The organism is Streptomyces sp. CB02056 (assembly GCF_001905545.1).
Lineage (GTDB): Bacteria > Actinomycetota > Actinomycetes > Streptomycetales > Streptomycetaceae > Kitasatospora.
In genome coordinates, this window is sequence record NZ_LIPD01000007.1 from 603,380 (window position 1) to 628,425 (window position 25,046).

The window sequence follows — 25,046 nt, forward strand, 5'->3', positions numbered from 1 at the left end:
TACCGATCGCTTACCAATCACTGACGGCTGCGGCCCTCGACCGGTACGGCCGCGGCTGCGGCAACGGCCCCGGCCCCGGCCCCGGCCACTACCGGACGTCGCTCAGCTCCCGCGCCTCCGTGAGCACCCGCGCGGCCGACTCCGGCAGCCCGGCCGCCTCGTAGGCCCGGCCGAGCGCCCGGAGCGCCTCCGCGAGGAAGGAGCGCCAGCCGCGGGCGCGCCACACCAGCACGGACTCCTCCAGGTGGGCGACGGCCGAGGCGCGGTCCCCCGCCGCCAGGTCCAGCTCCCCGAGGATGCCGAGGGCCTGGGCGAGGTGGTGCCCCAGGTCGAAGCGGCGGGCGATGGCCAGCGCGGCCTCGGCCGTCTCCCGGGCGCGGCCGTCGCCGGTGGCCGCGTACAGCGTGGCCAGGTACAGCAACGAGAACGCCTCCACGTAGCGGTCCTTGAGCGAGCGGGCCATGGCGAGCGAGCGCAGGAGCAGCTCGCCGCCCCGCTCCACCTGGCCGGCCCGGCCGTGGGCGGCTCCCAGGAACTGGATCGCGGTCGCCTCGAAGCGGGTGTTGCCGATCAGCCGCGCCAGCCGCAGCGTCTCGGTGAGGTGCTCGATCGTGCGGTCGAGGTCCGTCTCCCCGTGGGCGATGGCGATGATCTGGTGCGCCCGGGCCTCGCCGCCCGGGTGGTCGTGGGCGGTGGCGAGGTCCAGGGCACGGTGGCCGGCGTCCAGGGCCTCCTGCGCGCGGCCCTGGGCGACCAGGCTCCAGGCCGTCAGGACGAGGGCGTCGGCGGCCCCGCGCTCCTCCCCGACCTGCTCGAACAGGCGCCGCAGGTGCCGCGCCCGCTCCTCCAGGGCGACCATCGTCTGGGCGCCGTCCGCCAGGTCGACGGCCGTGCCGGAGCCGTCGGCCGGGGTGGTCCAGGTCGTCACCTCGATCAGGCCGCGGGTGAGCACGGCGGTGCCCAGGCCGTCACCGGCCGACCGGCAGGCCTGGAGGACGGCCAGGTGGGTGGTGCGCCACTCGTCGTACAGGCCGCGCACGTCGCAGTACTTCTCCTGGCAGGCGGCGAGGTCCCAGGCCACCGGCACCATGCGCAGCGCGGCGGCCTGCCGGGCGCTCGCGTCCAGGGCCGGCTGCTCGGCGTCGAACCAGGCCATCGGGTCGTCCAGCAGCGCCGCCGCGACGCCGGACGGCATCGGGTGGCGCGGCGCGGTGCCGTGGATCGGCGCGAAGCACGGCCCGGGCACCTGGTCGGCCGCCTGCTCGGCCAGCCAGAGCCAGGCGCCGAAGGCCCGTCCGAGCGCGGCGGTGCGGGCGGCCGGCTCGTCCGCGGCCTCGGCGTGCTCGCGCGCGTACAGCCGGACGAGGTCGTGGAAGCGGTAGCGCAGGTGCGGCTCCGTGCCGGTCTCCTGGAGGAGCTGGGCGTCGATCAGCTCCTCCAGCTGGCGCTCGGCCCGCTCCGGCGGGATGTCGGCCACCGCCGCCGCGACCCACGGCGCGAAGTCGGGCGCGTCGAGCAGTCCGAGCAACCGGAACGTCCGGCGGGTCGGCTCAGGAAGCCGGGCGTAGCCGACGGCGAAGCCGGCCCGTACGGCCAGGTTCCCCGCGGCCAGTTCGTCGAGCCGGCGCCGTTCGTCGCGCAGCAGGTGCGCGAGCCGGGCCAGGGTCCAGCGCGGCCGGGCGGCCAGCCGGGCCCCGGCGATGCGGACGGCCAGCGGCATGCCGCCGCACAGCTCGACGATCTGGGCGGCGGCCACCGGTTCGGCGGCGACCCGGCGGTCCCCGAGGATGCGGCGCAGCAGCGTCCGGGCGTGGGGCGCGTCGAGTTCGTGCAGGTCGACGAGGTGCGAGCCGGGCAGCGCCGTGAGCGCGGCGCGGCTGGTGACCAGGACGGCCGGGCGGTCCGGCCCGTGCCCGGCCGGGTCCGCCGGGGTGCCCGGGAGCAGCGGGCCGATCTGCTGCTCCCCGGCGGCGTTGTCGAGCAGGACGAGCGTGCGGCGGCCGGCCAGCAGCGTGCGGTACAGCGCGGAACGCTCCTCCAGGGAGGCCGGGATCTCCCGGGGGTCCGCGCCGAGGGCGCGCAGGAAGGCGGCGAGGACGCCGGCCGGGTCGGCGGGCGTCTCGTCGGCCCCGCGCAGGTCCGCGTACAGCCGGCCGTCCGGGTAGTCGACGGCGGCGCGGTGGGCGCTGTGGACGGCCAGCGCCGTCTTGCCGATGCCGCCCATCCCGGCGATCACCGGCACCCGGCCGGCCGCCAGGGCGTCCAGGACGAGCCGCACCTGCTCGTCACGACCGGTGAAGTCCGGGATGTCACGCGGGAGTTGGGAAGGCACCCGGGACCGCCCCGGAACGGCTCGGGCATCCTCCCGGTCGTGCGCCAGCAGCGCCAGGAAGACGCTCTGCACCTGCTCGCCCGGCTCGATCCCCAGCTCCTCGGACAGCCGTCGGCGCAGCGCCTGGAAGCGGCGCAACGCCTCCGCCGCCCGCCCGTCCGCCGCCAGCAGCTCCAGCAGGGCGGCCTGCACCGGCTCGTCGTACGGGTACTCCTCGGCGAGCGCCGTCAGCGCGGGAACGGCCGTCCGGGCCGCCCCGTCGGCCTGCGCGGCCCGGGCCAGGGCCAGGGCCGTGGCACGCACCTCGTCCTCCACGGCGGCCACCAGCGGGTCCTCCCGGTTCACCCGCTCCAGCCCGGCCAGCACCGGCCCGCGCCGCAACCCGATCGCCCCGGCCACGTCCCCGTCGGCGGCGAACCCGCGGAACCGCCCGAGGTCCACCGCGCCCGGCCCGGTCACCAGCCGGTACCCCTGCGCGTCCGACTCCAGCACCACCGACTCGTCCCCGAACCCGCCGAGCCAGCCGCGCAGCCGCGACATCCCGGTGTGCACCGCACCCCGGCCCACCCGGTCCGCCTGCCCCGCCCACACCAGCTCCAGCAGCCGCCCCACCGACAGCCGCTCCCCCTCCGCCAGCAGCAGGACCCCCAACAGCCCCCGCAACACGCCGGCCCGCGGCAACACCTGCGGCACGGAGTCCACGGCGACCGCCAGGGGCCCCAACAGCCCGAACGTCATCTTCATCCGCTGCATCCGCTTCAGTCCCTCAGAGCCCACGACCGCCCTCGGCCCGCCCACGACCCTAATCCGGATTCCGATGAACAGCGGCCACCGCTCCTGCCCCGCCGTCGCCGTCCCGCCGACTCCACGGGCTCCTCCTCCTGGGTGTTCAGGCGAGAAGGATCTCCTCGGGCCTGCGGTTGAGCACCTCCGGGGATCGGCTGCTCAACAGGGCGTCGACGCACGTCATGAGATCCCCGCCATGATCCTGGACGGCAATCTCGCGCAGTTCCCTGACCAGGTCCTGCCCGTTGATCAGAACCACCGGGTACTGGTCCTCGACCATCTCCAACTGCGCCGGCTCGGAGTAGGAGCCGGTGGTGACGTACACGCCGATCCAGCCCCGCTTGAGACGGGCCACCACGCGTGCGATCTGTTCGGCCGATACGAGGCTGTCCGGCTTGATGCACTTGGCCTGCCCGAGGACGACCAGCTTCGTGCCGGCCAGGCCGCTGCCGAGATCGAGCCGCCCGACGAAGTCGGCACCACCGTCGCCGGAACGACGGGTGAGCCAACCCTCCTTGTAGCTGTGACCGGAGCCGCGCATCACCTTCTCGGCGACGACCGCTGCCAGAATCTCGAAGGCGTGCTTGTCGTCGTCGAACCGCTGGTAGACCGCCTGAAGGTCCGCCTCGATGGAACTGCCGGCCGTCGGGCGCTGGTCACGCACCTTGACCACCTGGCTGCGGGCCACCCGCCGACGCACCTTCGGCAGGACCGAGTGACCGTGCTTGACCCAACCTCGCCATGCTGCGGGTGCCAGCTTCAGGATCTCGGCATCGGACCGGCCAGGGTCCCGACGGGCGGTGATCCAGTCCCAGGACAGTTTGTCGTCCTCCTCGGTGAGGTCGATGACCGCGAGATCGAACACGTAGTTGGTGAACGTCGTCTTCGTCGCGCCTCCCCACTGGACGACACGTTCTGCCCGTTCGATCAAGGCCGCGCCGCAGAACTGGACCTGGCCCTTGTCCCTGCCGTTGTGCGGGACGGAACGGAAGAGCAGCAGCGGCGCGGCAGCAGCCCTTCCCTCGGGCGTGGGTGCCTGGTGGCTGTCGAAGGCCTCCAGGAGCGCCGCGTTACCCGTGGTGCCACCGACCGGCTTCATCGTTTCGGGCTTGTGGTCACCGAAGTAGCGGACATGTCCGTTGTCCACGTCGAACACGTCGTGCCACGGAGTCTGTTCCGAGCCCGCCTTCCAAGGGCTCGACCGGATCATCACAGCCGGTCGCCGCAGCCCGGCCACCGTCTTGACCTTGGCCATGGGGTTGATGCCCTTTTCGAGCTGGGCGCGTGGCCGGCCGGGGCTTTCAGTGACGAAGTAGAAGTTGTCGAATCCGTCGACGGTCGCCGGCGACGCGTCCTTCGTAGCCGCGTACCTGAGCACACTGCCCACGTGCAACGAACTTCCCACGGTTCCCCCTTCGGCACGACCTGTCCCTTCCATGATCTTGTCAGATCAGTCCGACAAGCAGATGGACGGGCAAGTCGTGATGCCGATCTACCTCGGCATCGGTCGGCCTGGGGCAGACGGGCAGGAAGGACACGGGGCAAAGCCTCAGCGCGGATCCACAGCCTGGCTTCGCGACCTATTGTGTGCTGCCCTCACGGACCAGGTTGTGTCCGCGGGCCGTGTGTAGCCAACGACGGCGGACGGCGACGACCTGCCCTCCTTCAGCGCCGCACCTCGACGCTGGCCCCGGCCGCGCGCAGCTCGCCCGCTACGGCCTCGGCGAGGTCCGAGGTCACGTCGTCGAGGATGGTCGCGGGAAGCCGCCCGAGGAGGAGCTTGCCGTGCCACAGGCTGAGCCCGGTCCGTCGCCTGACGGCCTTCGCGACCTCCAGGACGTGCGGGCCCGGATCGGTCACCACGACGCTGATGGGCCCCTCGTCACAGACCAGCTCGCCGTACAACTCCCCACCCCTTTCGCTCCGTTGCCCGGAGGGTAGGTGGTCCCCCGCGCCCGGTCCACGGAATTGTCCTCCGCCCGGCTCGCGGCGGCACCTCGGCCGCCGGCCGGAACGACACGACGGCAAGGCGTGGCTGCCGGGCCCGTGAGGGTCTCGGGCCCGGCAGCCGACCGGCCTACTGTGCCGCCGTCTTCATGTAGGTGCTCCAGATGCGGGTCGGGAGGGCGGCGTCGGAGGTGTCCGGGGTGGCGCCGCCGAGGCCTTCGAGGGAGAGCAGCTTCATGTCCTTCAGGTCCGCGCGGAAGATGGTGACCGCCGTCGACAGCTGCCCGTTGTAGCCGACGAACCACCCTGCCGTACGGTCTGCGGTGGTGCCGGGTTTGGCGGCCAGGCCGGGGCCGGCCTCCGCTGCCGGTTTGGCGGCTCCGTCGCGGACGGAACCCTTGAGTGCCGCGTCCACCTCGGCCGCGACCGATGGGGTCAGTGCCTGGGTGGCGGCGGGCAGGCGCAGGGGGAGCTGGGCGCCGTTGCGGGAGATCCTGAGGACGGAGTACGGGTCGGTGTGGCTGCCGCCGGCCGCGAAGGCGGCGTACGCGTCGGCGGTGCGGACGGCGCTGGGGGTGGAGTTGCCGACGCCGAGGGCGGGGACGAGTTCGCCCAGGCTGTTGGGGAGCAGGCCGAGGTCGGTGGCGGTCTTCTGCACCCGGTCCAGGCCGACGTCCATGCCGAGCTGCATCAGCGGCCCGTTGACGGACTGTTCGACCGCGTTCCGCAGGGTGACCGTGCCCCAGTTCCGCCTGCCGTCGTTGGCGGTCTTGACGATCTTCCCGTCCCGTCCCCAGTACGGCCCTTCCGGGGTCATCACGTTCACCCCGTCGTCGCCGTTGTAGGGGGTGGCGGGCGTCACCGGGGTGCGGTCGCCGCCCCGTTGGCGCTGCACTCCCTGGCCGAGCCCGGCGGCGTACACCACCGGTGTGAAGGCCGAACCGATCGGCACCGAGGTGGTGTTGGCGTTGTTGAAGCCCTGCTTGAGGTAGTCGGTGCCGCCGTAGAGCGCGACGATCCGGCCGTCCGGGGCCACCGAGGCGGCGCCGACCTTCAGGAGCTTGTCGGCCTCCCGGTTCTCCGGGTCGATCCCCGCGGTGCCCTCCCGTACGGCGGCGGCCAGGGCGTCGACCCTCGGCTTCTCGAAGGTGGTGCGGATCTGGTGGCCGCCGAGGTCGAACTGGGCCGGGGTGATGTCGCTGTGGCTCTCCACATAGGCGCGGGCCATGTCCACCAGGTACCCGGTCTGGCCGCTCAGCCCCGCCGACTTCGGCTGCGGCCTGGGCTCGGGGAACACGGTGTACTTGGCGCGCTCGGCGGCGGACAGCTTGCCGACCTCCACCATCCGGTCCAGGATCCACGACCAGCGCTCCTCGGCGCGCTCCCGGTTCTCCGCGCTGACCGCCGGGTCGTACTGCCCGGCGCCCTTCAACAGCGCGGCCAGGAAGGCGCCTTCGCTCGGGTCGAGCTGGGAGACGTCCTTGCCGTAGTACGCCGCCGCGGCGCGCTCGATGCCGTAACTGCCGCGCCCGAACCAGCTGGTGTTGAGGTAGCCGGCCAGGATGTCCTGCTTGCTCATCCGGTCGTCCAGCTTGATCGCGATGACGATCTCGCTGAGTTTGCGGGACATGTCCTGGCGCTGGTTCAGGTAGATGTTCTTGACGTACTGCTGGGTGATGGTGGAGCCGCCCTGGGTCTCACCGCCGGTGACCATCTGGACGACGGCGCGCCCGATGCCGGTGACGGAGATGCCCGGGTCGTCGTAGAAGGTCTCGTTCTCGGCGGCCAGCACCGCCCACTGCACCGGCTCCGGCACCTGGCCGAGCGGCACCTCCTGCCGGTTGGTCGGACCGATCCGCGCCATCTCGCTGCCGTCCGCCCAGTAGTAGACGTTGTTCTGCTGGGTGGCGAAGGAGTTCAGGTCCTCCGGGACGGCGGTGTGCGCGTAGAACCAGAGCAGCCAGCCGCTCAGCCCGGCCGCGCCCGTCCCGGCCACCAGCAGCAGCTGCCGCCAGGACGGGAGCCAGCGGCGGACGCCGCGCCGTCCGCAGCGCGGGTAGTCGATCCGCAGGGACGGGCGCCAGCCCCGGAACGGACGCGACCCGCGTAACGGCCGGGGGCGCGGGCGCGGCAGGAAACGTCGACGTCGGCGCCCGGGCGTCTCCTTCTCGGCGGTCTCGTCGGCGGTCTTCTCGGCGGTCTCCTCGGCCACGCCCTCGGCCGTCTCCCCGGCCCCGTCTTCGGCCACGTCTTCGGCCCCGCCGTCTTGCTGAGCACGCACAGTCCGGTCTCCGATTCGCTCGTGGGCTGACCCTCCGTACACATAGACGTGATGAGAACATCAGTACGTATGCCTGGCTTTGGTGTGATCATGGTCATACTGCGCTCGACGGGTGGGACGTGAGCGTCCGGCGGGCGGGCCGCGGACCGTGGACGAACAGCCCGCGGACGGCCGCCCGCGCCGAACCCGGTCCGCGCCAGCCCCGGCGTGCCGCCAGAATGGCGCCATGAGGATGATCCAGACCGCGCTCGGCACGCTGCTGCTCCTGCTGATCATCGGCAGCATCCTGCGCACGCTGGTCGTTCCGCGCGGCCTCTACTCGGCGCTGGTGATGCGGCTCTGGCGGGTGCTGCGCACGCTGCTGCGGCTGTCCGCCGGGCCGAACCGCGGCTACCTCGCGCAGGACCGGGCGCTCACCTGGCTGGCGCCGCTGGTGCTCCTCGGCATGCTCGGCGTCTGGCTCAGCTGCATGCTGACCGCCTACACCCTGCTGCTGCACGGCACCTCCGAACTGAGCTGGTCGGTCTCCGTGCGCGAGGCCGGGTCCAGCCTGTTCACCCTCGGCTTCGCGAGCGGCGAGCGGCTCCACCTCTCCGCGATCGACTTCCTGGCCGCCGCCAGCGGCCCGCTGGTCATCGCCCTCCAGATCGCCTACCTGCCGACCCTCTACGCCGCCTACCAGCGCCGCGAGACCGAGGTGACCCTGCTGCAGTCCCGGGCCGGCGAGCCCGCCTGGGGCCCCGAGCTGCTGGCCCGCCAGTCCCTGGTGGACACCGAGACGGCGCTCCCCCAGCTCTACCGGGACTGGGAGCGGCTGGCCGCCGACATCGGCGAGAGCCACTCCAACTACCCGGTGCTGCTCTCCTTCCGCTCCCCTCAGCCCCACCGCAGCTGGGTGGTCGGGCTGATCGCCGTGATGGACGCCGCCGCCCTGCACCTGGCGCTCTGCCCACGCTCGGCCCCGCCCGAGGCCCGGCTGGTGATCCGGGCCGGCTTCACCGCGATGCGCGACATCGGCCGCTCGCTGCGGATCGACTTCGAAGCGGACCCGGACCCGGACATCCCGATCCGGCTGACCTACGCCGAGTACCTGGGCGCCGTCGCGATGATCACCGCGGCCGGGTTCCCGCGCGAGCGCCCGGTCGAGGACGCCTGGGCGCACTTCCACGGCTGGCGGGTCAACTACGAGGCGCTGGCGTACGAACTGGCCCGGCGCAGCGACGCCGTCCCGGCGCTGTGGACCGGCCCGCGCGACTTCCGCGCCCCCGTCATCCCGCCGAGCCGCCCCACCGACCGCCGCCCGTCCTCGACCCCGCCGCCGGGGACACCGCTGCCGCCGCTGCCGCCCGCCTGAGCGGGCGGACCGGACGAACCGGGCGGACCGGGCGGACCGGGCGGACGGGACCGACCCGGGCGGACCGGGTACACTCGTCCGGAGTACGTGCCGTTCAGGAGCACGCAGGAGCAGAGGAAGAAGAGGGAGGTGGGGTTGATGACCGCGCTCAAGGCCGCCATGCGCAGCGTCCGGGTCTCCCTCACGTCCCGGGCCGCGGCCTGACCTCCTCCTGTCCCGCCTCGCCGGGGGCGTGAGCCCGCGGGGCCCGCACGAACACTCCTCAGGAACGGATCTCCGTCCACCATGCGCAACTGGATCACGCGTGCCGAGACCGGCACCGACATCCCGACCATCCGCGACATCAACCTCGCCGCCTTCGGAACTCCCGCCGAGGCCGACCTCGTCGACGCGCTGCGCGCCGACGCCTCCTGGATCGAGGGCCTGTCCCTCGTCGCCACCACCGAGCACGGCACCGACGAGCAGGGCACTGGTGAGCACGGCACCGCCGTCGGCCACGCCCTGCTGACCCGCTGCCACATCGGCGACGTCCCGGCCCTGTGCCTGGCCCCGTGCGCCGTGCTCCCCGCGTACCAGCGCACCGGCGCCGGCTCCGCCGCCGTCCGCGCCGCACTGGACGCGGCACGGGACCTGGGCGAGCGCCACGTCGTCGTCCTGGGGCACCCGGACTACTACCCGCGGTTCGGCTTCACCCGCGCCTCCGCCCACGGCATCGGCCTGAGCATCGAGGTCCCGGACGAGGCGCTGATGGCCCTCGCCCTGGACGCCGGCCACCCGCTGCCCGCGGGCACCGTCCGGTACGCCGCGCCGTTCGGCATCTGACGGACGACGCCGGGCGGGGCACCTGGGTGCCCCGCCCGGCGTCCTTCCCTACTGTCAGGGACTGTCAGGGCCCTGCCCGACAGCGGGCCTCAGACGGCCACCGTGGCGCCGGTCGCCAGCGAACGCTCGGCGCCGACCAGGATCTCCACCACCCGCAGGCCGAAGTCCGCCCCGCACGGGTGCGGCTCGCCGGAGGCCGCCGAGGCCCGCAGGGCGTCCAGCGCCCGGTGCAGCGCCGCGGCCGGTCCCTCGCCGCGCGGGGGCAGCTGCACCACGCCGTGCTCGCCGCGCAGCTCCATACCCGTCCCGCCGGCCGCGAGCGGCGCGGTCAGGCTGAGCGCGAGCGTGCTGGAGGCGCCGCCGGCGTGCCGTACCACCAGGTGGACGGTGTCCAGCGGGCCGGCCGCCGCCGTCACGTGCGTCGCGTCGCCCAGGATCGGCAGCAGGACGGACAGCGCGTGCGGGCCGACGTCCCACAGCGCGCCCTTCTCGACCCGCCACGGCGAGGCCGCGTACGGGCTGGTGCTGCCGGGCGCGAACACCGAGCCGAGCCAGTCCGAGCGGCCGGTGAACCAGCCGCCGAGCTCCGCCTGCCGCTCGATCCACGGGATCTGCTCGCCGCCGAAGCGCACGGTGAAGAAGACCACCGAGGCGACCTTGTGCTCGCGCACCGCCTCGGCCACGGCCTCGGCGTCCGGCACCGTCAGCGCGACCGGCTTGTCCAGCAGCAGGTGGCAGCCCGCCTCGGCGGCCCGCACGGCGAGGCCCGCCTGCACGGTCGGGGGCAGCGCGATGGAGACCGCGTCCACCTCGGCCAGCAGCCGGTCCAGGTCCGCGTACCCGGGCACGCCGTGCGCGGCGCCCAGCGCCTCGGCCGCCTCCGGTCGGCGGCCCCAGACGCCGGTGAACTCCAGCCCGGGGTGCTCGGCCAGGACGGGCGCGTGCACCCGCTCCGCCCAGGGGCCGGTTCCCAGCAGTCCGATCCGCACGATGTCTCCGTTTCCTTCGTGTTCCGTCGCGACGTCCGTGTTCTGTCGCAACGCCCGTGTTCCGTCGCGTTCGTGTTCCGTCGCGACGCCGCCGCGTGCTCGCGGCGCGTGATTCGCGGCGCGCGCCCTGGGTCAGCCCCGGACGCGAGCCAGGGTGAAGCCGTCGTAGCCCTTGCTGCCGACCGTCTGCACCGAGGTCGCGGTGACCGTCGGCTCGGCCGCGATCAGCTCGTGCAGCGCCCGGGTGCCGACCACCGCCGGGTCGGTGCTGTCCGCGTCGGCGACCGCGCCGCCGCGCACCACGTTGTCGACGATGATCAGCGAGCCGGGCCTGGTCAGCTGGAGCGCCCGGCGGAAGTACTCCGGGTTGCTCGGCTTGTCGGCGTCGATGAAGACCAGGTCGAAGGGCTCCACGCCCTGCTCGACCAGCTCGGCCAGCGAGTCGGCGGCCCGGCCGACCCGTACCTCGGCGACCCCGGCCAGCCCGGCGGCCGCCAGGTTGCCCCGGGCGACCTCGGCGTGCCGGGGGTCCAGCTCCAGGGTGAGCAGGGTGCCGTCCGCGGGCAGCGCCCGGGCCAGCCAGATCGCGCTGTAGCCGCCGAGCGTGCCGACCTCCAGGATCCGCTTCGCGCCCTGGGTCACTGCCAGCAGGTGGAGCAGCTTGCCCTGGTTGGGGGCGACCGCGATCTTCGGCAGCCCGGCCGCGTCGGCGGCGGCGGTGGCGCCCTCCAGCACCGGGTCGTGCCCGACCAGCTGCTCGGAGAAGTAGGCGTCCACGGCGTCCCAGGTCGGCTGCGAAGACATCGGGCCCTCCAGAGTGCAAGATCGGCAGCTACCCGGCCGATGCTACTCCGAGGGCCCGAGGGCACCACGACGGTGGTTGTGGACGGCCGGTCGGACGACCGGCCGTACGGGAGGTCAGTCGGCGACCGGCTCCTTGGTCGCGGCGGCGGCCTTGGCGGCCTCTTCCGCCTCGATCTTGGCGTGCGTCTTGGCGGCGCGGCGCTTCATGATCCAGGCCGAGAGCAGGCCGATCACCAGGGCCGCCCCCAGGCCCGCCCAGGAGAACCGGGCCAGCCAGGGCTCGATGCTCTTGCCGACCTTGTAGACCAGCAGCGTCGTGCCGCCGGCCCAGACCACGCCGCCCAGCACGTTGGCGATCAGGAACTTCCAGTACGGCATCTTCAGCGCGCCCGCGAGCGGACCGGCGAAGATGCGCAGCAGGGCGATGAACCGGCCGAAGAAGACCGCCCACATGCCCCACTTCTGGAAGGAGCGCTCGGCGGTGGCCAGGTGGGAGGGCCCGAAGTGCTTGGGGAACTTGCGTCCCAGCTTCTCGAAGAGCGGCTTGCCTCCCTTGCGCCCGATCGAGTAGCCGATCGAGTCGCCGATGATCGCGCCGGCGATCGCGCAGATGGCGACGCCCCACGGGCTCACCACACCCTTGACCGCCATCAGGGACGCCGTGACCAGGGCGATCTCGCCGGGCAGCGGAATGCCCAGCGACTCCAGCCCGATGATCAGACCGACCACGGCGTACACCGCTGTCGGCGGAATCCCCTCGATCCAGGCGTCGATGTGCAAGGCCAGTCCCTCCGTGGCAGGACGGGACCGGCCGCGCTCCCCCTGGAGCCGCGTGCCCGTCCCGGCAGTTCGTCCGATGGCGGCACCCAGGCCGCTCCCCCGGAAACGAGCCTAACGTGCCGGGCGGCCTGTCCCCCCGGCCGATCACCCGTGGTTACGACGTACGCCCCCGCGCCATGGTTCCAGCTCGACCACCGTTTCTTCAAGATTCGGCAAAAAGCAGTGCGACCACGGACGGGCGCTGCTTGATCCGGCGCGCGAACGGCAGCAGGGCGCTCACCGGCCACCGCCCGCCCTCCGGGTACACCTCGCGCACGTCGGTGACCCCCGGGTGCGCGGTGGCCAGCTCGCCGCGCTCGTCCGCGTCCATCCCGAACGGCATCGGCGGCGCCTGGTAGTACCGGTCCCGCAGCTTGCCCTCGACAGCCCGCCGGCTGAACCAGCGCGGCACCGCGTCCAGCACCATCGCCCCGCCCGGGAAGCGCTCGGCGCAGGCCGCGATCAGCGCGCGGACCTCCTGCGGCCGCAGGTACATCAGCAGGCCCTCGGTACTGATCAGCACCCCGTTCGACGGGTCCACCTCGTCCATCCAGCCCGGATCGGTGGCCGAGTGGGCGACGATCCGGTGCCGCTCGTCCGGCGGCAGCAGCCGCCGCCGCAGCGCGACCGTCTCCGGCAGGTCCACCGACAGCCAGCTCGCCCGCCCGTTGTCGACCCGCCAGGCCTGGGTCTCCAGGCCGTCCCCGAGCCCGACCACGGTGCCGCGCGGGCAGCGGGTCAGGAAGTCCGCCACCTCGCGGTCGAAGCAGGCGGCCCGCAACGCCTGGAGCTGGCTCACCAGAGCGTTCTCCCCGAACCGCGCCGCGAACGGGTAGTCGATCCGCTCCACCAGCTCGACCGCCTTCGGGTCCGGCAGCACGGTGTCCGGCCGCCGCGCCTCCACCGCCCGGTGCCACAGCGTCCACAGCGCCGTCTCCGGTACCTGCCCCAGCTCCGGCCGCTCCCCGCCGCCACTCATCGCTCGCTCCTTCGGACGTGGTCCCGTCGCGGTCCGACGCGTTCCGTCGCGGTCCGTCGCGGTCCCGCCGTGTTCCCGTCATGGGCATGAACCCGCCGATTCTGACACCCCGTCCGCACCTCCCCTCCCGCCGACGCGCCGACTGACCGACCGGCGGAGCTCTACGACGCCAACCATCGACCGGGCCTTCCACGCGACCTGGAGCGCGCGAACTCGTTCTCCTGCGTGGGCACTTCTCACCCCACGGGGTGGAGAACCGAACGACGGAGGGCCACGTGCTCCAGCACCTCATCACTCACGACCACGACCTGCGGATGGTCCCCACCGACCGGAACGAGCTGACCACCTCGGTCGGCCGACTCCACGAGGAACTCCGGGCCCTGCCCGACGGGACCGACCCCGCCCGTGCCCGCCTCCTGACCAGGTGGATCGGCATCGGCCACCTGTGCCTGGGCCACCACGAGGAGGCCCGTACACTCCTCCGCCAGTCGCTCGACCTCGCCACGGAGACGGGCAACACCCGGGCCGTCGTCGCCACCGGACTCAACCTCGCCGACGCACACCGCTACGCCGGTGACGTGCGGACCGCGGACGCGCTCTACCGCAGCGCGCTGGACACCGCGCGAACCCGGCACCCGGAACTCCTCGACTTCGCACTCCAGCACACCGGCAAACACCTGATGGAACGCGGTGACCTCACGCAGGCCCGGACCCATCTACAGGAGGCACTGCGGCTGCGGATCGCCAAGGGGGACAGCGAGTTGATCGAGTCCACGCAGGCCGCACTCGACAGGGTGGAGCTACTGCTCGACCGCCCCTGACCACCCCTGCGGCAGACCCCGTCCCCGTTCTGCGCCAGGAGGCCGTAGCGGGGCCGGCGGTCAGCCCAGCCCGTTCGACCAGTCCGCCAGGAGGGCGAAGTCCTCCGCCGTCAGGCCGGCTTTCGGGTCGATGTGGTGGAGGAGTGCCGGGGCCGGGTGGTGGGTTTCGACCCAGGTGCGGTCGGCGTCCGTGATCAGGTCGTCGACCCAGGCGAACGGGCGGCCCTGCGCCCAGGTGACGATCTGTGGGGTCTTCCAGAACACGCCGTCGTCCGGCTCGGGCCGTGGCTCGGACCAGGGGATGTACGGCAGGGCGGGCAGCCCGAGCAGGGGGGCGATGAAGGTGTTGGCCTCCTCCTGCCACGTCGTCGCCCATGCCAGGTCGAAGGGCAGCGCGGCGAGGGCCGGGCCGTGGGCCGGGTTGAGCCAGACCCGCAGGGGCTTCGGGGCCTTGTGGGGAAGCCCCCAGGCGGTGAGTCGGCGGCGCTCGGCCGCTTCCCAACGTGGTGTCGTCAGCCGGTGGGTCCGGTAGCCCTCGGGCCGCCGGTAGGGCTTCGCCGCACACGGGTTGAGCGGTCCGTCGACGTCCAGCAGGAGCAGCGGACGCACCGGCTCACCTCCCTTGATCGTCCCCGCAGGCTACCGGCGGGGACGGGGACGGACCAGCGGATTTCCGCGCCAGGGGCCGTGAGGGGGTCGAGGGTTCAGCCGATGCTGAAGGCGCCGTCCGGCGGGGGCGGGGAGTCGGTGGCCTCGGCGTCGGTGACCGGGGCGGTCCGGCCGACCAGGGCGGCCAGGTCGTCCCCGTCGGTGAGCCGGGCCGGGAAGATGTCGCCCGCGAGCAGCCGGGTCAGCTCGGCCACCGGTAGCGGCGCGGTCGAGCCGGCCAGCAGGATGTTGCCGTACCGGCGGCCGCGCAGCACCGGTGCCTCCGCCACCAGGCAGACGTACGGGAACACCGCGCGCACCGTCGCCGCCTGCGCCTTGGCGAAGGCCAGCGGCGGGCCGTCCGCCAGGTTCGCCGCGTAGCAGCCGCCGGGGCGCAGCGCGGCGGCCGCCAGGCGCAGGAACTCCACCGAGGTGAGGTGCGCCGGGGTCCGCGAGCCGTGGAAGACGTCGGCGATCACCAGGTCCTGCGAGCCGGCCGGGGTCTCGGCGAGGGCCGCCCGGGCGTCGCCGACGGTCGCGGTGATGTCCGCGCCGGGGCCCTGCCAGGGCAGGTGTTCGGCGACCAGTTCCAGCAGCGGCCCGTCGACCTCCACCACCCGCTGCCGCGAGCCGGGCCGGGTGGCGGCCAGGTAGCGGGGCAGGGTGAGCGCGCCGCCGCCGAGGTGCAGCGCGTCCAATGACTGCCCGGCGGGGGCGAGGGCGTCGGCGAGGTGGCCGAGGCGCCGGGTGTACTCGAACTCCAGGTGGGTGGGGTCGGCGAGGTCGACGTAGGACTGCGGGGTGCCGTCCAGGGTGAGCAGCCAGCCGCCGTCCCGGTCGAGGTCGGGCATGAGCTTGGCGAAGCCCAGGTCGGTCCGCCGCCCGACCGGCACCGGCTCGTCCCGCTCGTCCCGCTCGTCCCGCTCGTCCCGCTCGTCCCGCTCGTCCCGCGAATCGTGCTCGGAGGTCACGCGTGCTCTCCGACGGGCTCGACGTCGAGGTACGCGGCGAGCCAGTGGTCCAGCTCGGCGAACACCTCGGTGCGCGCGGCCTCCCCGGAGAGCACCAGGTCGTGCATGCCGCCCTTGATCCGCACGATGGTGACGTGCCGGCCCAGCCGCGGCCCCTGCGCGGCGATGTCGTCGGCGCGCAGCACGGCGTCGGCGTGGTGCAGCGCGCTGTGCCACTTGGTGGTGGAGATGGAGCGGGTCGAGGCCATCAGCAGCACCGGCACGTCGATGCCCAGTCCCCGGTGCAGCCGCCGGTGGCCCTGGTGGATCGCGGACAGCCAGCCCGCGTACAGCGGGAAGCTCTCGGGGCGCTTGAGGGTGAGGTCGAAGTCCCACTCGCCCTGGTGGTCCTTGTGCAGGCTGTGGGTGTAGTGCGGGTTGAGCGCGGACGGCAGGACGCGGGTCGGCGCCAGCCGCCCGAGCGCCGTGACGGCGGGGCCGCCGAGGGTGCGGACGGCGGGCCCGGCCGGCATCGACAGGAACGGCGAGTTGAGGAACAGGCCGTCCACCAGGCCGCGCCCGGCGCGCCGGGCGGCCCACAGCGCGCCGATCAGCCCACCGGTGGAGTGCCCGTTCAGCAGCAGCTGCCGGTGCCCGTCGACCTCGCGGATGATCCGGACCGCCTCGTCGATCTCCTCGTCGTACTCGGCGAGGTCGCGGACGAAGTTCGGCGACTGGTGCGGCCGCAGGGAGCGGCCGTACTTGCGCAGGTCGAGGGCGTAGAAGGAGAAGCCGAGCGCGGCGTAGTGGTCGGCGAGGTTGGTCTGGAAGAAGTAGTCGTTGTACCCGTGGATGTAGAGCACGGCGCGCTCCGCCCCGGGCACCGGCCGCCGGACGAGGGTCGCGCACACCGGCCCCTCGTCGTCCGGCCGCAGCGTCAGCTCGGCGGCCTCGTAGGGGGCACCCAGGATGTCTTCACGGAACTCCATCTGCTCGCCGCACCCGTCCTCTGCTCTGTCTGCCTGTACCGGCAGGTGGCCGCCTGTTCCTTCCCCGACCATACCGGCCGGTAGCCGCGGGCCGCTCGGCGGTGGGCCGTCATGTGTGGATCCACACTGCGGCGGCCCGGGTGGTGTCGGGGGCCCGCAGCCACCTGGCGTCCGCCCGCTCCACCCCGAGGGCCCGGAAGATCCCGCGGGCCTGCCCCTGCGCCCGGGCCGCCTCGTCGTTCCGGTCCAGTGCCCGGAGAGCCGATCCCGTGCTCTCCCAGGCCATGGCCTGGCAGAACCGGTCGTCGCACTCCTCGCAGAGCACACAGGCGCGTTCGAGGAACTCGAGTGCTTCATCGAGGCGGCCCATGACCCTCAGCCGCTCGCCGAGGTTGAGCAGCGCGATCGTCTCACCCTCCCGGTCACGACGGCTGCGCGCGACGGCGAGGGCACGTCGATGGGCTTCCGCCGCCTCCTCGCAACGGCTCGCGAGGCCGAGCGAGATCCCGTGGTTGTTCCAGACCTCCGCTTCGACGTCGCTGGTCCCCATGGAGTCGGCCGCCCTCAGTGCCGCCTCCGTGACGGCGATCGCCAGATCGGCCCTGCCGCCGTGGATCAGCCCCGGCACCACCACGGGCGAGAGGCGCGCGACCCCTCGGTGGATTCCGACCTCCGCCAGCCCCAGGATCATGGCCACCATGTTGGCGCGCTCGCGGTCCAGCCAGGCCAGTGCGGCGGCCCGTTCCGGGAATGGGCCGGCGTCCGAGCGCCCGGGCGATGACGCGGCCCGCCGGTTGGCGGCGTGGGCGGTCGTCACGTAGTACTCCGTCAACCGGCTCAGCCCGCGCGCCCCCAGCTCCGGGTCCTTCCCCAGCTGTTCCAGGGCGTAGAGCCGGACCAGGTCGTGCAGGTACCACCGGCCCTTCGACGGGCTCTGCTCGATCAGTGCGGCGCCGACCAGTTGGGCGAACAGGGGCCGGGTCTCGCGGACCGTCCTTCCGATGAGCGCCGCCCCGGCTTCGGTCGAGACGTCGCTTCCGACGCAGACCGGGAGGAACCGGAAGAGCTCGGCCTGCGCGGGGGTGAGGCGACGGTAGGAGCGGTCCAGGGTGAGGCGGATGCCGGTCTCGCCGTCGTGCAGGAGGTCGAGGCGGCCCGTACCCCCGGCCAGGTCGTCGGCGAGTTCGGCCGCCCCGAGGTGCTGGTCGAGGATCAGTTGGGCGGCGGCGAGCCTCAGTGCCAGAGGGAGGTGGCCGCAGAGTCTCGCGGTGCGCCGGCCGCCCTCCGCGTCGATGGCGACGCGCCCGTCCGCTGGTCGGGCGGCCCGGACGGCGGTGTCGAGGAGGGTGACGGCCGCCTCGGCGTCGAGGACGCCGAGGCGGTGGAGGCGGGCGCCGAGGCCGGGGAGGGTCTCGCGGGAGGTGACCAGGAGGCGGTGGCGGGTGGCGGGCGGTGGCTGGAGGGGGCGGACCTGGTCGGCGGCGGAGGCGTTGTCGGCGATGACGAGGACACCGCCGCCGTGCTGCTCCAGTCGGGCGCGGTAGAGGGTGGCGCGGCTCTCCCGCTCCGGCGGGATGTGTTCGGCGGGGACGCCGAGGGCCCGGAGCAGGGTGTCGAGGGCCTGTCCGGCCTCGACCGGGGTCTCGTCGTAGCCGCGGAGGTCGACGAAGAGGGCGGCGGAGTAGTGGCCCTCGCCGAGCAGCGCGTGGCCGGCGGCGAGCGCGAGGGTGGTCTTGCCGATGCCGCCGAGGCCGGTGACCGTCACCGTCGACGGGCCGTCCGGGGCCAGCAGGGCGCGGAGTTCGGCGAGGTCCTGGTCGCGTCCGGTGAAGGCGGAGGTGACCGGCGGCAGCCCCGCGATCGTGGGCGGGCGCGCGGTGACCGTGACGTGCGCCGTGTCCGCCTGGACGACCGGGGCGTGGAACGTCCCCCCGCGAATGCTGTTGTGCACCCCGTGAGCGTAGTCGCCCGCCCCTCGTGCGCCTGCTGTGCGCCGGTGGTTCTGTGGAACGCTTCCGGGACAGACCAGGCGAGTTGGGGAGTTTGCATGCAGCACGGGCACACCGATCCGTCGCTCTACCGTTCGGCCGCCGAGGCGATCGCCGCCCCGCCGGAGAGGCTGGCGTACGTGGCCGGGTTCGACCGGTCGGGGCGGCGGCCGGACGCGTTGCTGAGCGTCGACACCGATCCGGACTCGGCGAGCTACGGGAAGGTCCTGAACTTCGCCGAACTCCCCACGCTCGGCGACGAGTTGCACCACTTCGGCTGGAACGCCTGCTCCAGCGCCCTCGCCCACGCGTGCCACGAGAACCCGGAGCGGCGCTACCTGCTGCTGCCGGGGCTGCGCTCCTCCCGGCTGCACGTCATGGACACCTACCCCGACCCGGTCCGCCCGCGGCTGGTCAAGACGGTGGAGGCGAAGGAGCTCGCCGCCAAGGCGGGCTACTCGCGCCCGCACACCCTGCACTGCGGCCCCGACGGCGTCTTCCTGTCCTGCCTGGGCGGCGGCGAGGGCAACGACGGCCCGGGCGGGGTGGCGCTGCTCGACCACACCACCTTCGAGGTGCTGCGCGCCTGGGAGACCGAACGCGGGCCGCAGCACTTCGCCTACGACGTCTGGTGGCACCTGGGCACCAACGTGGGCATCACCAGCGAGTGGGGCACCCCGTCGATGGTCGAGGGCGGGGTGGTGCCGGAGCTCCTGCTCGGGCGCAAGTACGGCCACGCGCTGCACTTCTGGGAGCTGGACTCCGGCCGCCACCTCCAGCGGGTGGACCTCGGCGACCAGTACCAGATGGTGCTGGAGCTGCGCCCGGCGCACGACCCGCAGGCGGAGTGGGGGTTCGCCGGGGTGGTCACCAACGTCGAGGACCTGTCCTCCTCGGTCTGGCTCTGGTACCGGGACGGGTCGGCGTTCACCGCGCGCAAGGTGATCGAGATCCCCGCCGAGCCGGCCGCGGCCGAGGACCTGCCGCCCGCGCTGCGGCCGTTCGGCGCGGTGCCGCCGCTGGTCACCGACATCAACCTGTCGGTGGACGACCGCTGGCTGTACGTGTCGGCCTGGGGCACCGGCGAGCTGTTCCAGTACGACGTCTCGGACCCGTTCCACCCCCGGCTGGCCGGCTCGGTGCGGCTCGGCGGGATCACCGCCCGCACCCCGCACCCGGCCGAGCCCGGCCGTCCGCTGAGCGGGGCGCCGCAGATGGTGGAGATCAGCCGGGACGGCCGGCGGGTCTACCTCACCAACTCGCTCTACGGCGCCTGGGACGACCAGTTCTACCCGGACGGCATCGAGCCCTGGATGGTCAAGCTGGACGCCGACCCGGAGGCCGGCGGGCTGAGCGTCGACGAGCGCTTCTTCCCGCACGGCGCCGACTTCCGGGGCCTGCGCGTCCACCAGACCCACCTGGCGGGCGGCGACGCCTCCTCCGACTCCTACTGCTTCCGCTGAGCGGTCGTCATCAGCTGAGCCGACCCGACCGGACGGGCGGGCGTCACCGGTCAGGCGGGCGTCACCGGAACAGCGCCTGGTCGAACCGCACCTGCGCCGACGGCAGCCCCGCCGCCGTCAGCCGGGTGCGGACGGAGCCGACCATGCCGGCCGGCCCGGTGACGCAGGCCAGGTGCTCGCGCCAGTCCCCGGCCGTCGCGACGGCGTCGGCGAGTTCGCCGACGGTGACCGGGGTGACGGTCAACCACGGCTTGTGCAGGCCAAGTTCGGACAGCGACTGCCAGTCGTAGAGGTCCCGGCGGTCCCGGGCGCCGACGAACAGGTGGACCCGGCGGCCGGTCGGCCGGTGGGCGGTCTGCTGCTCGATGATCGCCTTCATCGGGGCGAGGCCGGTGCCGCCCGCGACCAGCAGCAGGTCGCGGGCGTCGCCGTCGGGCAGCAGGCTGCCGCGCGGCGGACCGAGGCGCAGCCGGTCGCCGATGCCCGTGTGCTCGACCAGGGCGGCGCTGACCCCGCCGGGGGCGGTGCGGCGGACGTGGAACTCCAGCTCGTTGTCGGCGCGCGGGGCGCAGCCCATCGAGTACTGCCGCCAGGTGTGCGGCAGCGCCGGGTGTTCGACGGTGCCGTACTGCCCGGCCCGGTACGGGTACGGTTCGCCGGTGCGCACCCGCAGCACGGCGAGGTCGGGGCGGCGGCGCTCGTGGCCGGTCACCACGGCGTGCCAGTACGGTGGTTCGGTGAGCGCGGAGTCGGCGCCGGCCACCATCGCGCCGACGGCGAAGCGCAGCATCCGCACCCAGGCGCCCTCCAGCTCCTCCGTCCAGCGCTCGCCGGCCCGGTGCCGGACGGCCGCGCACAGGGCCTCCTCGAAGGCCTCGTAGTGCACCGGCCGGACGCCCAGTTTCCGGTGGTCGCGGCCGAGTTGGCGGAGCGTCTGCTCCAGTTCGACCGGGCGGTCGAGGTGGTCGATCAGGTGGTGGAAGATCCGTTCCAGGTGGAGCTGCTGGAACTCCATCGAGGCGGGGAAGAGCGGTCGCAGGTATGGGCGGTGGCTGAACATCACCGCGTAGAGGTGGTCGATCAGGTCCGCGAGCGGGGAGATCAGGTCGAGGTCGCGCCGGATGACGTGCTGGTCCGCGGCGCCGTCGTAGCCGCCCTCCTCCCCGTACGCGTTGCACCCGAGGTCGCCGCCGGCCGAGGTGGAGGGGGCGAGGAGTTGGCGTCGCAGGCGCATCGCGTGATGGCGGGCGATCAGGCGGTCGTACTCGGCGGTGGCGGTGGCGGTGCCAGTGCTCATGCTGCTGCTGTTGTCCATGTCCCGCCCAGTGAACTGCCGGGCCGCCGGACACGAGAAGGGCCGATCGCCCCGGAGAGACCCGGGACCAACGACCCCTTGCGGTGGTACGTCCGGACCGGGACGCTTTTCGGCCACCGCGCGCACGCACCCCCACCGCGCACGGGCCCCATCGCGCGCACGCACCCCCGGAACGGGCGGGCAGGACGGAAGGGTGCCCCGCGCCCCGGTGCTCTCCTACCACCAGGACCCGGGGCACCGCCGTCGTCAGACCCCTGCCCGGCGCGCCTCACGGCGCTCCAGCCGCCGCTGCCGGCCCTGGCGCAGCGGCTGGTCGGGCAGCCACCCGAAGGTGAGACAGGCACCGACCACCCCGAGCAGCATCCCGATCACGAAGCCGCCCAGGTTGGAGGTGACCCAGCTGGCCAGCGAGGCCAGCACGGCGAGGATGGAGTAGAACAGCCGCTGCGCCGGATTGAACAGGATCAGCAGGCCGCACAGCAGCATCACCGCGGGCACCAGGTACCCGGCCAGCCCCTGCATCCCGATGTGCAGGATGACGGGCAGCGGGGCCTTCAGGGTGAACAGGACCTCGGCGCCGCCGAGTGTCACCAGCAGCCCGCCCCAGAACGGTCGCCGGCCCCGCCAGTCGCGTGTGACCGGGCGTGCGGCGGGCTCGGCGACGGGGGCCGCCACGGCCTGGGCGGGCGCGGCCGCCGTCCCCTCGGCGGCCACCCCCTCGGCCCGTGCCGCGGTGCCCTCGCCGGTGCCGGCCGGCTCCGGTACGGACTCCGCCATGCTCAGCAGCCCGTGGAGCTGAAGCTCAGCCGCAGGTTCGGCAGTTTGAACCCGACGGCGGTGCTCGCGTAGTTGTGCTGGTTCAGGTGGGTCAGCGTGACGTGGTCGGCCTGCTGGCCGAACACGCCGGGGTTGCCCTTCCCGACCGGGCCGGCCTTGGTGTACGTGCTGGCGTCGCCGCCGATCTCGATGTTCTTGAACTCCGCGTCGCCGGACAGCATGTCGGAGTCGGTGGTGAGGTCGGAGGCGGTGACGGGGGTGCCGCCGTCGCCCGCGTGGATCACCAGGTTGATGCCGCCGAGGTCGACGCTCTGGCACAGGTTGGTGATCTCGGCCTTCTTGATCGCCGACACCGCGACCAGCACCTGGCCGCCGGTGGAGCCCGCGTTGGGGCTGTCGGGGATCATCGAGTCCAGCGAGCCGAACTGGGCGAAGCCCTCGCCGTCCAGCTTGTCGGCGGTGATGGTGAACGGCATGCCGGAGATGGAGAACTGGGCGGCGAGCACGCCCTGGGCGGTGAGCGCCATCAGGACGCCACCGGCCGCGATGGCCGGTACGGCCATCAGGGCGCTGCGCTTCAGCCGGACCCGTCCTCTTCTCGGCCCGCTCGGCGTCTGCGGGGTCTCGGCCGCCGTGGCGGCGTCCTCGGACATGGCCATGTGTGTGCTCCCTGTGGGTGGAATGGGTGTGCAGGCACTTGGCACGTTGTCCTGGCGCGGACAGCGTTCCCCGGCCCGACCGGGCCGTCCGCCCCTCGGCAGCGGGGCGGACCGGTCGGCGCCGGTAGGTAACTGGGAAGCTACTGCCCGGTATTGGCCGGGTCAATACAGGTGCACGAAGGATCTTCACCAATCCGCGACCCGCTTCGGCCAGTCCCGCACCCCCAGCCGCTCGGCCGCTTCCGCCGGGCCGAGGAAGGGCGAAAGGCAGAACAGGCTCAACAGCGGCAGGAGCTCCAGTAGTTGTTCGGTCCGGCCGGAGTCGATCCGCCGGTAGATCGCGCTGTAGACGCCGCCGACCACGGCGTCCACCATCTCCTTCGACCCGACCCCGCCCGGAAGTTGGGGCACCTCTGCGAAGAACGAGCGGAACCTGGTCAGCAGTTGGGCCCGCTCCCGGCGGCCGGCCGGACCGACCGCCTCGATCTCGATCACCGCCATCGTGGCGAACGCCGGTGTCCCCGCCAGCAGTTGCAGCATCGCGCCGAGTGCCTTCCGGATGCCCCGGCACCAGTCGGATTCGGCCGCGAAGGCGGCCGCCATCCGCCGGATCACCACACCGGTGCCGTGCCGGTGCGCGGCCAGGAAGGCGTCCTCCTTGCCGTTGAACAGCTCGTAGAAGACCGGCCTGGTCACGCCCGCCGCGCGGCAGATGTCGCTGATCGTCGCGTGCTGGTAGCCGCGCTCGGCGACGGTCCGCACCAGCCCGTCCAGGAGTCGATCGCGCTGGGTCGCGGCGACCACGCCGGCGGGCAGCCGGCGCGGGCCCGGCTTGATCGAGCGGGCCGGATCGCGGCCGGTCCGGGCACCCGGCAGCAGGACCACGTCGGCTCCGCGGAGGTGTTTCCGATCCATCACCAACTCCTGTGTCCTGTATTGACATTGATGGAACACCGGGTTTACAACACTGACAGGTTTCCAACCGGCGGGCCAGCAGGCGCCCACCGGCCGGACCTCCGGGGGCTCCGCGGACCGGGGCGAAAGCCCGGGCCACGGGACCACGGCGGGGACGGGACCGCGACGGTGGCAGTCGTCGAGGGCCCCGACGGCACCGCACGTCCCCGACCGAACGGCGCGGTGCCGCGGTGTTCCACGCCGCCGTCCGTACGCAAGGCCACACGCAAGGCCGCACCGCAGCTCCACCGCACCGCCGTACGCCCACCCTCGCGTACGTCCGCACCGCCGTACCGCACGGACGGGCCCGTGGCGCCGGGCCCGCCCGCCCTCGGCATGGGCCGAGGCATCCGGTGTGAAGACCGGAGCGCGGCCCGGAGCGCGACCCGGGGAACGGTACGAAGTCTCCGGTGCGAAGCCTCCGGCACCCGCCACGCCCCTCCCCCGTCGTGCACACCACCACACCCGCACGCCGGGTTTCCCCCACCCCCGTCCACCGGACGGAGAGAGGTACCCTCATGCGCATCAGCCGCACCCTCGCCACCGCCGCCCTGGCCGCACTCGCCCTCACCGGCGCGGCCGTGACCCCCGCCCAGGCCGCCGGCGCGGTCCTGACCACCGGAAGTCCGAGCGGCCCGGACGTCGCCGTCGGCGACGTGCTGACCGCCAACCTGGTCTCCGGCACCACCGCGAACTTCAACAACAGCGCCACCGGGTCGACCGGCGTCAAGTGTGCCGCCTCCTCCTTCTCGGCGACCGTCACCGCCAACCCGGCCGCGCCGGGCAGCGCCGTCGAGCGGCTCGACACCCAGACCTTCGGCTCCTGCACCTCCAACGTCATCGGTGTCACCGGCGTCAAGAGCGTCACGGTCACCAGCCTGCCGTTCACCAACACGGTCAGCGACGCCCCTGGCAACCCGGTCAAGCTCACCCCCGGCGCGGCCGGCGTGATGGGCACCACCGTGGTGCTCAACACCATCCTGGGCAGCATCAGCTGCAACTACCAGAACAGCACCGGGATCAACGGCACCACCTCGAACACCGGCAACACCATCGGTTTCGCCGGCCAGCCGTTCGCCCTGGTGTCCGGGCCGAGCCTGTGCTTCTCGACGGGCTACTTCAGCGCCACCTACGGCCCGGTGCTCGACAGCTCCGTCGCCGGCAGCCCGGCGCTCTTCGTCAACTGACGCCGGGGCCCCCACGGCCCGTCCTGACGACGGCGGCGTACGGCACCCTCACCGGGCCGTACGCCGCTGCGCCGGCCCCGTCCCCGAACCGGAACGCCCGCCCCCGACCCCGGACGCCCGCCCCCGAGACAGCGAAGTGACCGGCCGGTAGGGTGGCGCCGCACGGAGACGGCGAACCGGAA

General features: G+C 73.4%; 21 protein-coding genes. 5 read left to right on the forward strand and 16 right to left on the reverse strand.

Translation table 11 applies throughout. From position 1 onward, the window contains the following. Nucleotides 1-88: 88 nt before the first annotated feature. The 4 genes from AMK13_RS21550 to AMK13_RS21565 all read right to left on the reverse strand — a co-directional run bounded on the left by AMK13_RS21550 (nt 89) and on the right by AMK13_RS21565 (nt 7,313). Nucleotides 89-3,076 carry an ATP-binding protein gene (locus tag AMK13_RS21550; protein ID WP_198959400.1) on the reverse strand — a complete coding sequence of 996 codons (2,988 nt, stop codon included), beginning with the start codon at nt 3,074-3,076 and terminating at the stop codon, nt 89-91. 145 nt (nt 3,077-3,221) lie between these two features. Then, nucleotides 3,222-4,505 carry a restriction endonuclease gene (locus tag AMK13_RS21555; RefSeq protein WP_241852983.1) on the reverse strand — a complete coding sequence of 428 codons (1,284 nt, stop codon included), beginning with the start codon at nt 4,503-4,505 and terminating at the stop codon, nt 3,222-3,224. A 278-nt stretch (nt 4,506-4,783) separates the two neighbouring features. Further along, a complete protein-coding gene (locus tag AMK13_RS21560; protein ID WP_074003686.1) occupies nt 4,784-5,023 on the reverse strand; it encodes a ribosomal protein L7/L12 in 240 nt (79 codons plus the stop codon). 172 nt (nt 5,024-5,195) lie between these two features. Continuing rightward, a complete protein-coding gene (locus AMK13_RS21565) occupies nt 5,196-7,313 on the reverse strand; it encodes a transglycosylase domain-containing protein (protein ID WP_241852984.1) in 2,118 nt (705 codons plus the stop codon). Between the two features lie 259 nt (nt 7,314-7,572). Here AMK13_RS21565 and AMK13_RS21570 point away from each other — a divergent pair, with 259 nt between their 5' ends. Together AMK13_RS21570 and AMK13_RS21575 are read left to right on the forward strand one after the other, a co-directional pair. Further along, nucleotides 7,573-8,700 carry a hypothetical protein gene (locus AMK13_RS21570; RefSeq protein WP_074003687.1) on the forward strand — a complete coding sequence of 376 codons (1,128 nt, stop codon included), beginning with the start codon at nt 7,573-7,575 and terminating at the stop codon, nt 8,698-8,700. A 285-nt stretch (nt 8,701-8,985) separates the two neighbouring features. Beyond that, entirely contained in the window at nt 8,986-9,522 is a 537-nt protein-coding gene (locus tag AMK13_RS21575; protein WP_074003688.1) for a GNAT family N-acetyltransferase, read from the forward strand. Between the two features lie 89 nt (nt 9,523-9,611). On the opposite strand, the gene AMK13_RS21580 is transcribed toward AMK13_RS21575, so the two are convergent. The 4 genes from AMK13_RS21580 to AMK13_RS21595 all read right to left on the reverse strand — a co-directional run bounded on the left by AMK13_RS21580 (nt 9,612) and on the right by AMK13_RS21595 (nt 13,113). After that, nucleotides 9,612-10,511, reverse strand: a complete 900-nt coding sequence (locus AMK13_RS21580) for a Gfo/Idh/MocA family protein (protein WP_074003689.1) — start codon at nt 10,509-10,511, stop codon at nt 9,612-9,614. Nucleotides 10,512-10,643: 132 nt separating this feature from the next. Continuing rightward, a complete protein-coding gene (locus tag AMK13_RS21585) occupies nt 10,644-11,315 on the reverse strand; it encodes an O-methyltransferase (protein WP_074003690.1) in 672 nt (223 codons plus the stop codon). Between the two features lie 114 nt (nt 11,316-11,429). Next, nucleotides 11,430-12,095, reverse strand: coding sequence for a DedA family protein (locus AMK13_RS21590; RefSeq protein ID WP_049650679.1), 666 nt, complete (start codon nt 12,093-12,095; stop codon nt 11,430-11,432). 202 nt (nt 12,096-12,297) lie between these two features. Then, complete coding sequence (locus AMK13_RS21595) at nt 12,298-13,113, reverse strand: class I SAM-dependent methyltransferase (RefSeq protein ID WP_074003691.1); 816 nt, start codon at nt 13,111-13,113, stop codon at nt 12,298-12,300. Nucleotides 13,114-13,388: 275 nt separating this feature from the next. Between AMK13_RS21595 and AMK13_RS21600 the strand changes: the two genes are divergently transcribed. After that, nucleotides 13,389-13,934: a tetratricopeptide repeat protein gene (locus AMK13_RS21600; RefSeq protein WP_074003692.1), complete on the forward strand. Its 546-nt coding sequence runs from the start codon at nt 13,389-13,391 to the stop codon at nt 13,932-13,934. 60 nt (nt 13,935-13,994) lie between these two features. On the opposite strand, the gene AMK13_RS21605 is transcribed toward AMK13_RS21600, so the two are convergent. The 4 genes from AMK13_RS21605 to AMK13_RS43630 form a co-directional block, all read right to left on the reverse strand. Continuing rightward, a complete protein-coding gene (locus AMK13_RS21605) occupies nt 13,995-14,534 on the reverse strand; it encodes a hypothetical protein (protein ID WP_079272358.1) in 540 nt (179 codons plus the stop codon). Between the two features lie 104 nt (nt 14,535-14,638). Next, a complete protein-coding gene (locus AMK13_RS21610) occupies nt 14,639-15,433 on the reverse strand; it encodes a spermidine synthase (protein ID WP_074003839.1) in 795 nt (264 codons plus the stop codon). A gap of 116 nt (nt 15,434-15,549) precedes the next feature. Then, entirely contained in the window at nt 15,550-16,521 is a 972-nt protein-coding gene (locus AMK13_RS21615) for an alpha/beta hydrolase (RefSeq protein ID WP_074003694.1), read from the reverse strand. Between the two features lie 109 nt (nt 16,522-16,630). Further along, on the reverse strand, nt 16,631-18,472 hold the full coding sequence (locus tag AMK13_RS43630) for a tetratricopeptide repeat protein (RefSeq protein ID WP_074003695.1): 1,842 nt from the start codon (nt 18,470-18,472) through the stop codon (nt 16,631-16,633). Between the two features lie 96 nt (nt 18,473-18,568). Between AMK13_RS43630 and AMK13_RS21625 the strand changes: the two genes are divergently transcribed. Beyond that, nucleotides 18,569-19,972: a selenium-binding protein SBP56-related protein gene (locus AMK13_RS21625; RefSeq protein ID WP_074003696.1), complete on the forward strand. Its 1,404-nt coding sequence runs from the start codon at nt 18,569-18,571 to the stop codon at nt 19,970-19,972. Between the two features lie 61 nt (nt 19,973-20,033). Here the strand turns inward: AMK13_RS21625 and AMK13_RS21630 are convergent, their stop codons facing one another. The 4 genes from AMK13_RS21630 to AMK13_RS21645 form a co-directional block, all read right to left on the reverse strand. Next, the gene (locus AMK13_RS21630) at nt 20,034-21,269 is read right to left on the reverse strand and encodes a globin domain-containing protein (RefSeq protein WP_074003697.1); all 1,236 of its coding nucleotides are present in this window, start codon (nt 21,267-21,269) and stop codon (nt 20,034-20,036) included. Between the two features lie 264 nt (nt 21,270-21,533). Next, nucleotides 21,534-22,064 carry a DUF6114 domain-containing protein gene (locus AMK13_RS21635; protein WP_241852985.1) on the reverse strand — a complete coding sequence of 177 codons (531 nt, stop codon included), beginning with the start codon at nt 22,062-22,064 and terminating at the stop codon, nt 21,534-21,536. Nucleotides 22,065-22,066: 2 nt separating this feature from the next. Continuing rightward, nucleotides 22,067-22,723: a DUF6230 family protein gene (locus AMK13_RS21640; RefSeq protein ID WP_049650672.1), complete on the reverse strand. Its 657-nt coding sequence runs from the start codon at nt 22,721-22,723 to the stop codon at nt 22,067-22,069. A 186-nt stretch (nt 22,724-22,909) separates the two neighbouring features. Further along, nucleotides 22,910-23,638, reverse strand: a complete 729-nt coding sequence (locus AMK13_RS21645; protein WP_074003698.1) for a TetR/AcrR family transcriptional regulator — start codon at nt 23,636-23,638, stop codon at nt 22,910-22,912. A gap of 557 nt (nt 23,639-24,195) precedes the next feature. Here AMK13_RS21645 and AMK13_RS21650 point away from each other — a divergent pair. Then, the gene (locus AMK13_RS21650; RefSeq protein WP_049650670.1) at nt 24,196-24,864 is read left to right on the forward strand and encodes a hypothetical protein; all 669 of its coding nucleotides are present in this window, start codon (nt 24,196-24,198) and stop codon (nt 24,862-24,864) included. The last annotated feature ends 182 nt before the right edge of the window (nt 24,865-25,046 follow it).

Coding starts and splice junctions, on each gene's coding strand:
- AMK13_RS21570 (WP_074003687.1), top strand. CDS start 7,573: ATGAGGATGATCCAGACCGCGCTCGGCACGCTGCTGCTCCTGCTGATC.
- AMK13_RS21630 (WP_074003697.1), bottom strand. CDS start 21,269: ATGAGCACTGGCACCGCCACCGCCACCGCCGAGTACGACCGCCTGATC.
- AMK13_RS21610 (WP_074003839.1), bottom strand. CDS start 15,433: ATGCCCGACCTCGACCGGGACGGCGGCTGGCTGCTCACCCTGGACGGC.
- AMK13_RS21645 (WP_074003698.1), bottom strand. CDS start 23,638: ATGGATCGGAAACACCTCCGCGGAGCCGACGTGGTCCTGCTGCCGGGT.
- AMK13_RS21625 (WP_074003696.1), top strand. CDS start 18,569: ATGCAGCACGGGCACACCGATCCGTCGCTCTACCGTTCGGCCGCCGAG.
- AMK13_RS21595 (WP_074003691.1), bottom strand. CDS start 13,113: ATGAGTGGCGGCGGGGAGCGGCCGGAGCTGGGGCAGGTACCGGAGACG.
- AMK13_RS21635 (WP_241852985.1), bottom strand. CDS start 22,064: ATGGCGGAGTCCGTACCGGAGCCGGCCGGCACCGGCGAGGGCACCGCG.
- AMK13_RS21650 (WP_049650670.1), top strand. CDS start 24,196: ATGCGCATCAGCCGCACCCTCGCCACCGCCGCCCTGGCCGCACTCGCC.
- AMK13_RS21585 (WP_074003690.1), bottom strand. CDS start 11,315: ATGTCTTCGCAGCCGACCTGGGACGCCGTGGACGCCTACTTCTCCGAG.
- AMK13_RS21575 (WP_074003688.1), top strand. CDS start 8,986: ATGCGCAACTGGATCACGCGTGCCGAGACCGGCACCGACATCCCGACC.
- AMK13_RS21550 (WP_198959400.1), bottom strand. CDS start 3,076: ATGAAGATGACGTTCGGGCTGTTGGGGCCCCTGGCGGTCGCCGTGGAC.
- AMK13_RS21615 (WP_074003694.1), bottom strand. CDS start 16,521: ATGGAGTTCCGTGAAGACATCCTGGGTGCCCCCTACGAGGCCGCCGAG.
- AMK13_RS21640 (WP_049650672.1), bottom strand. CDS start 22,723: ATGGCCATGTCCGAGGACGCCGCCACGGCGGCCGAGACCCCGCAGACG.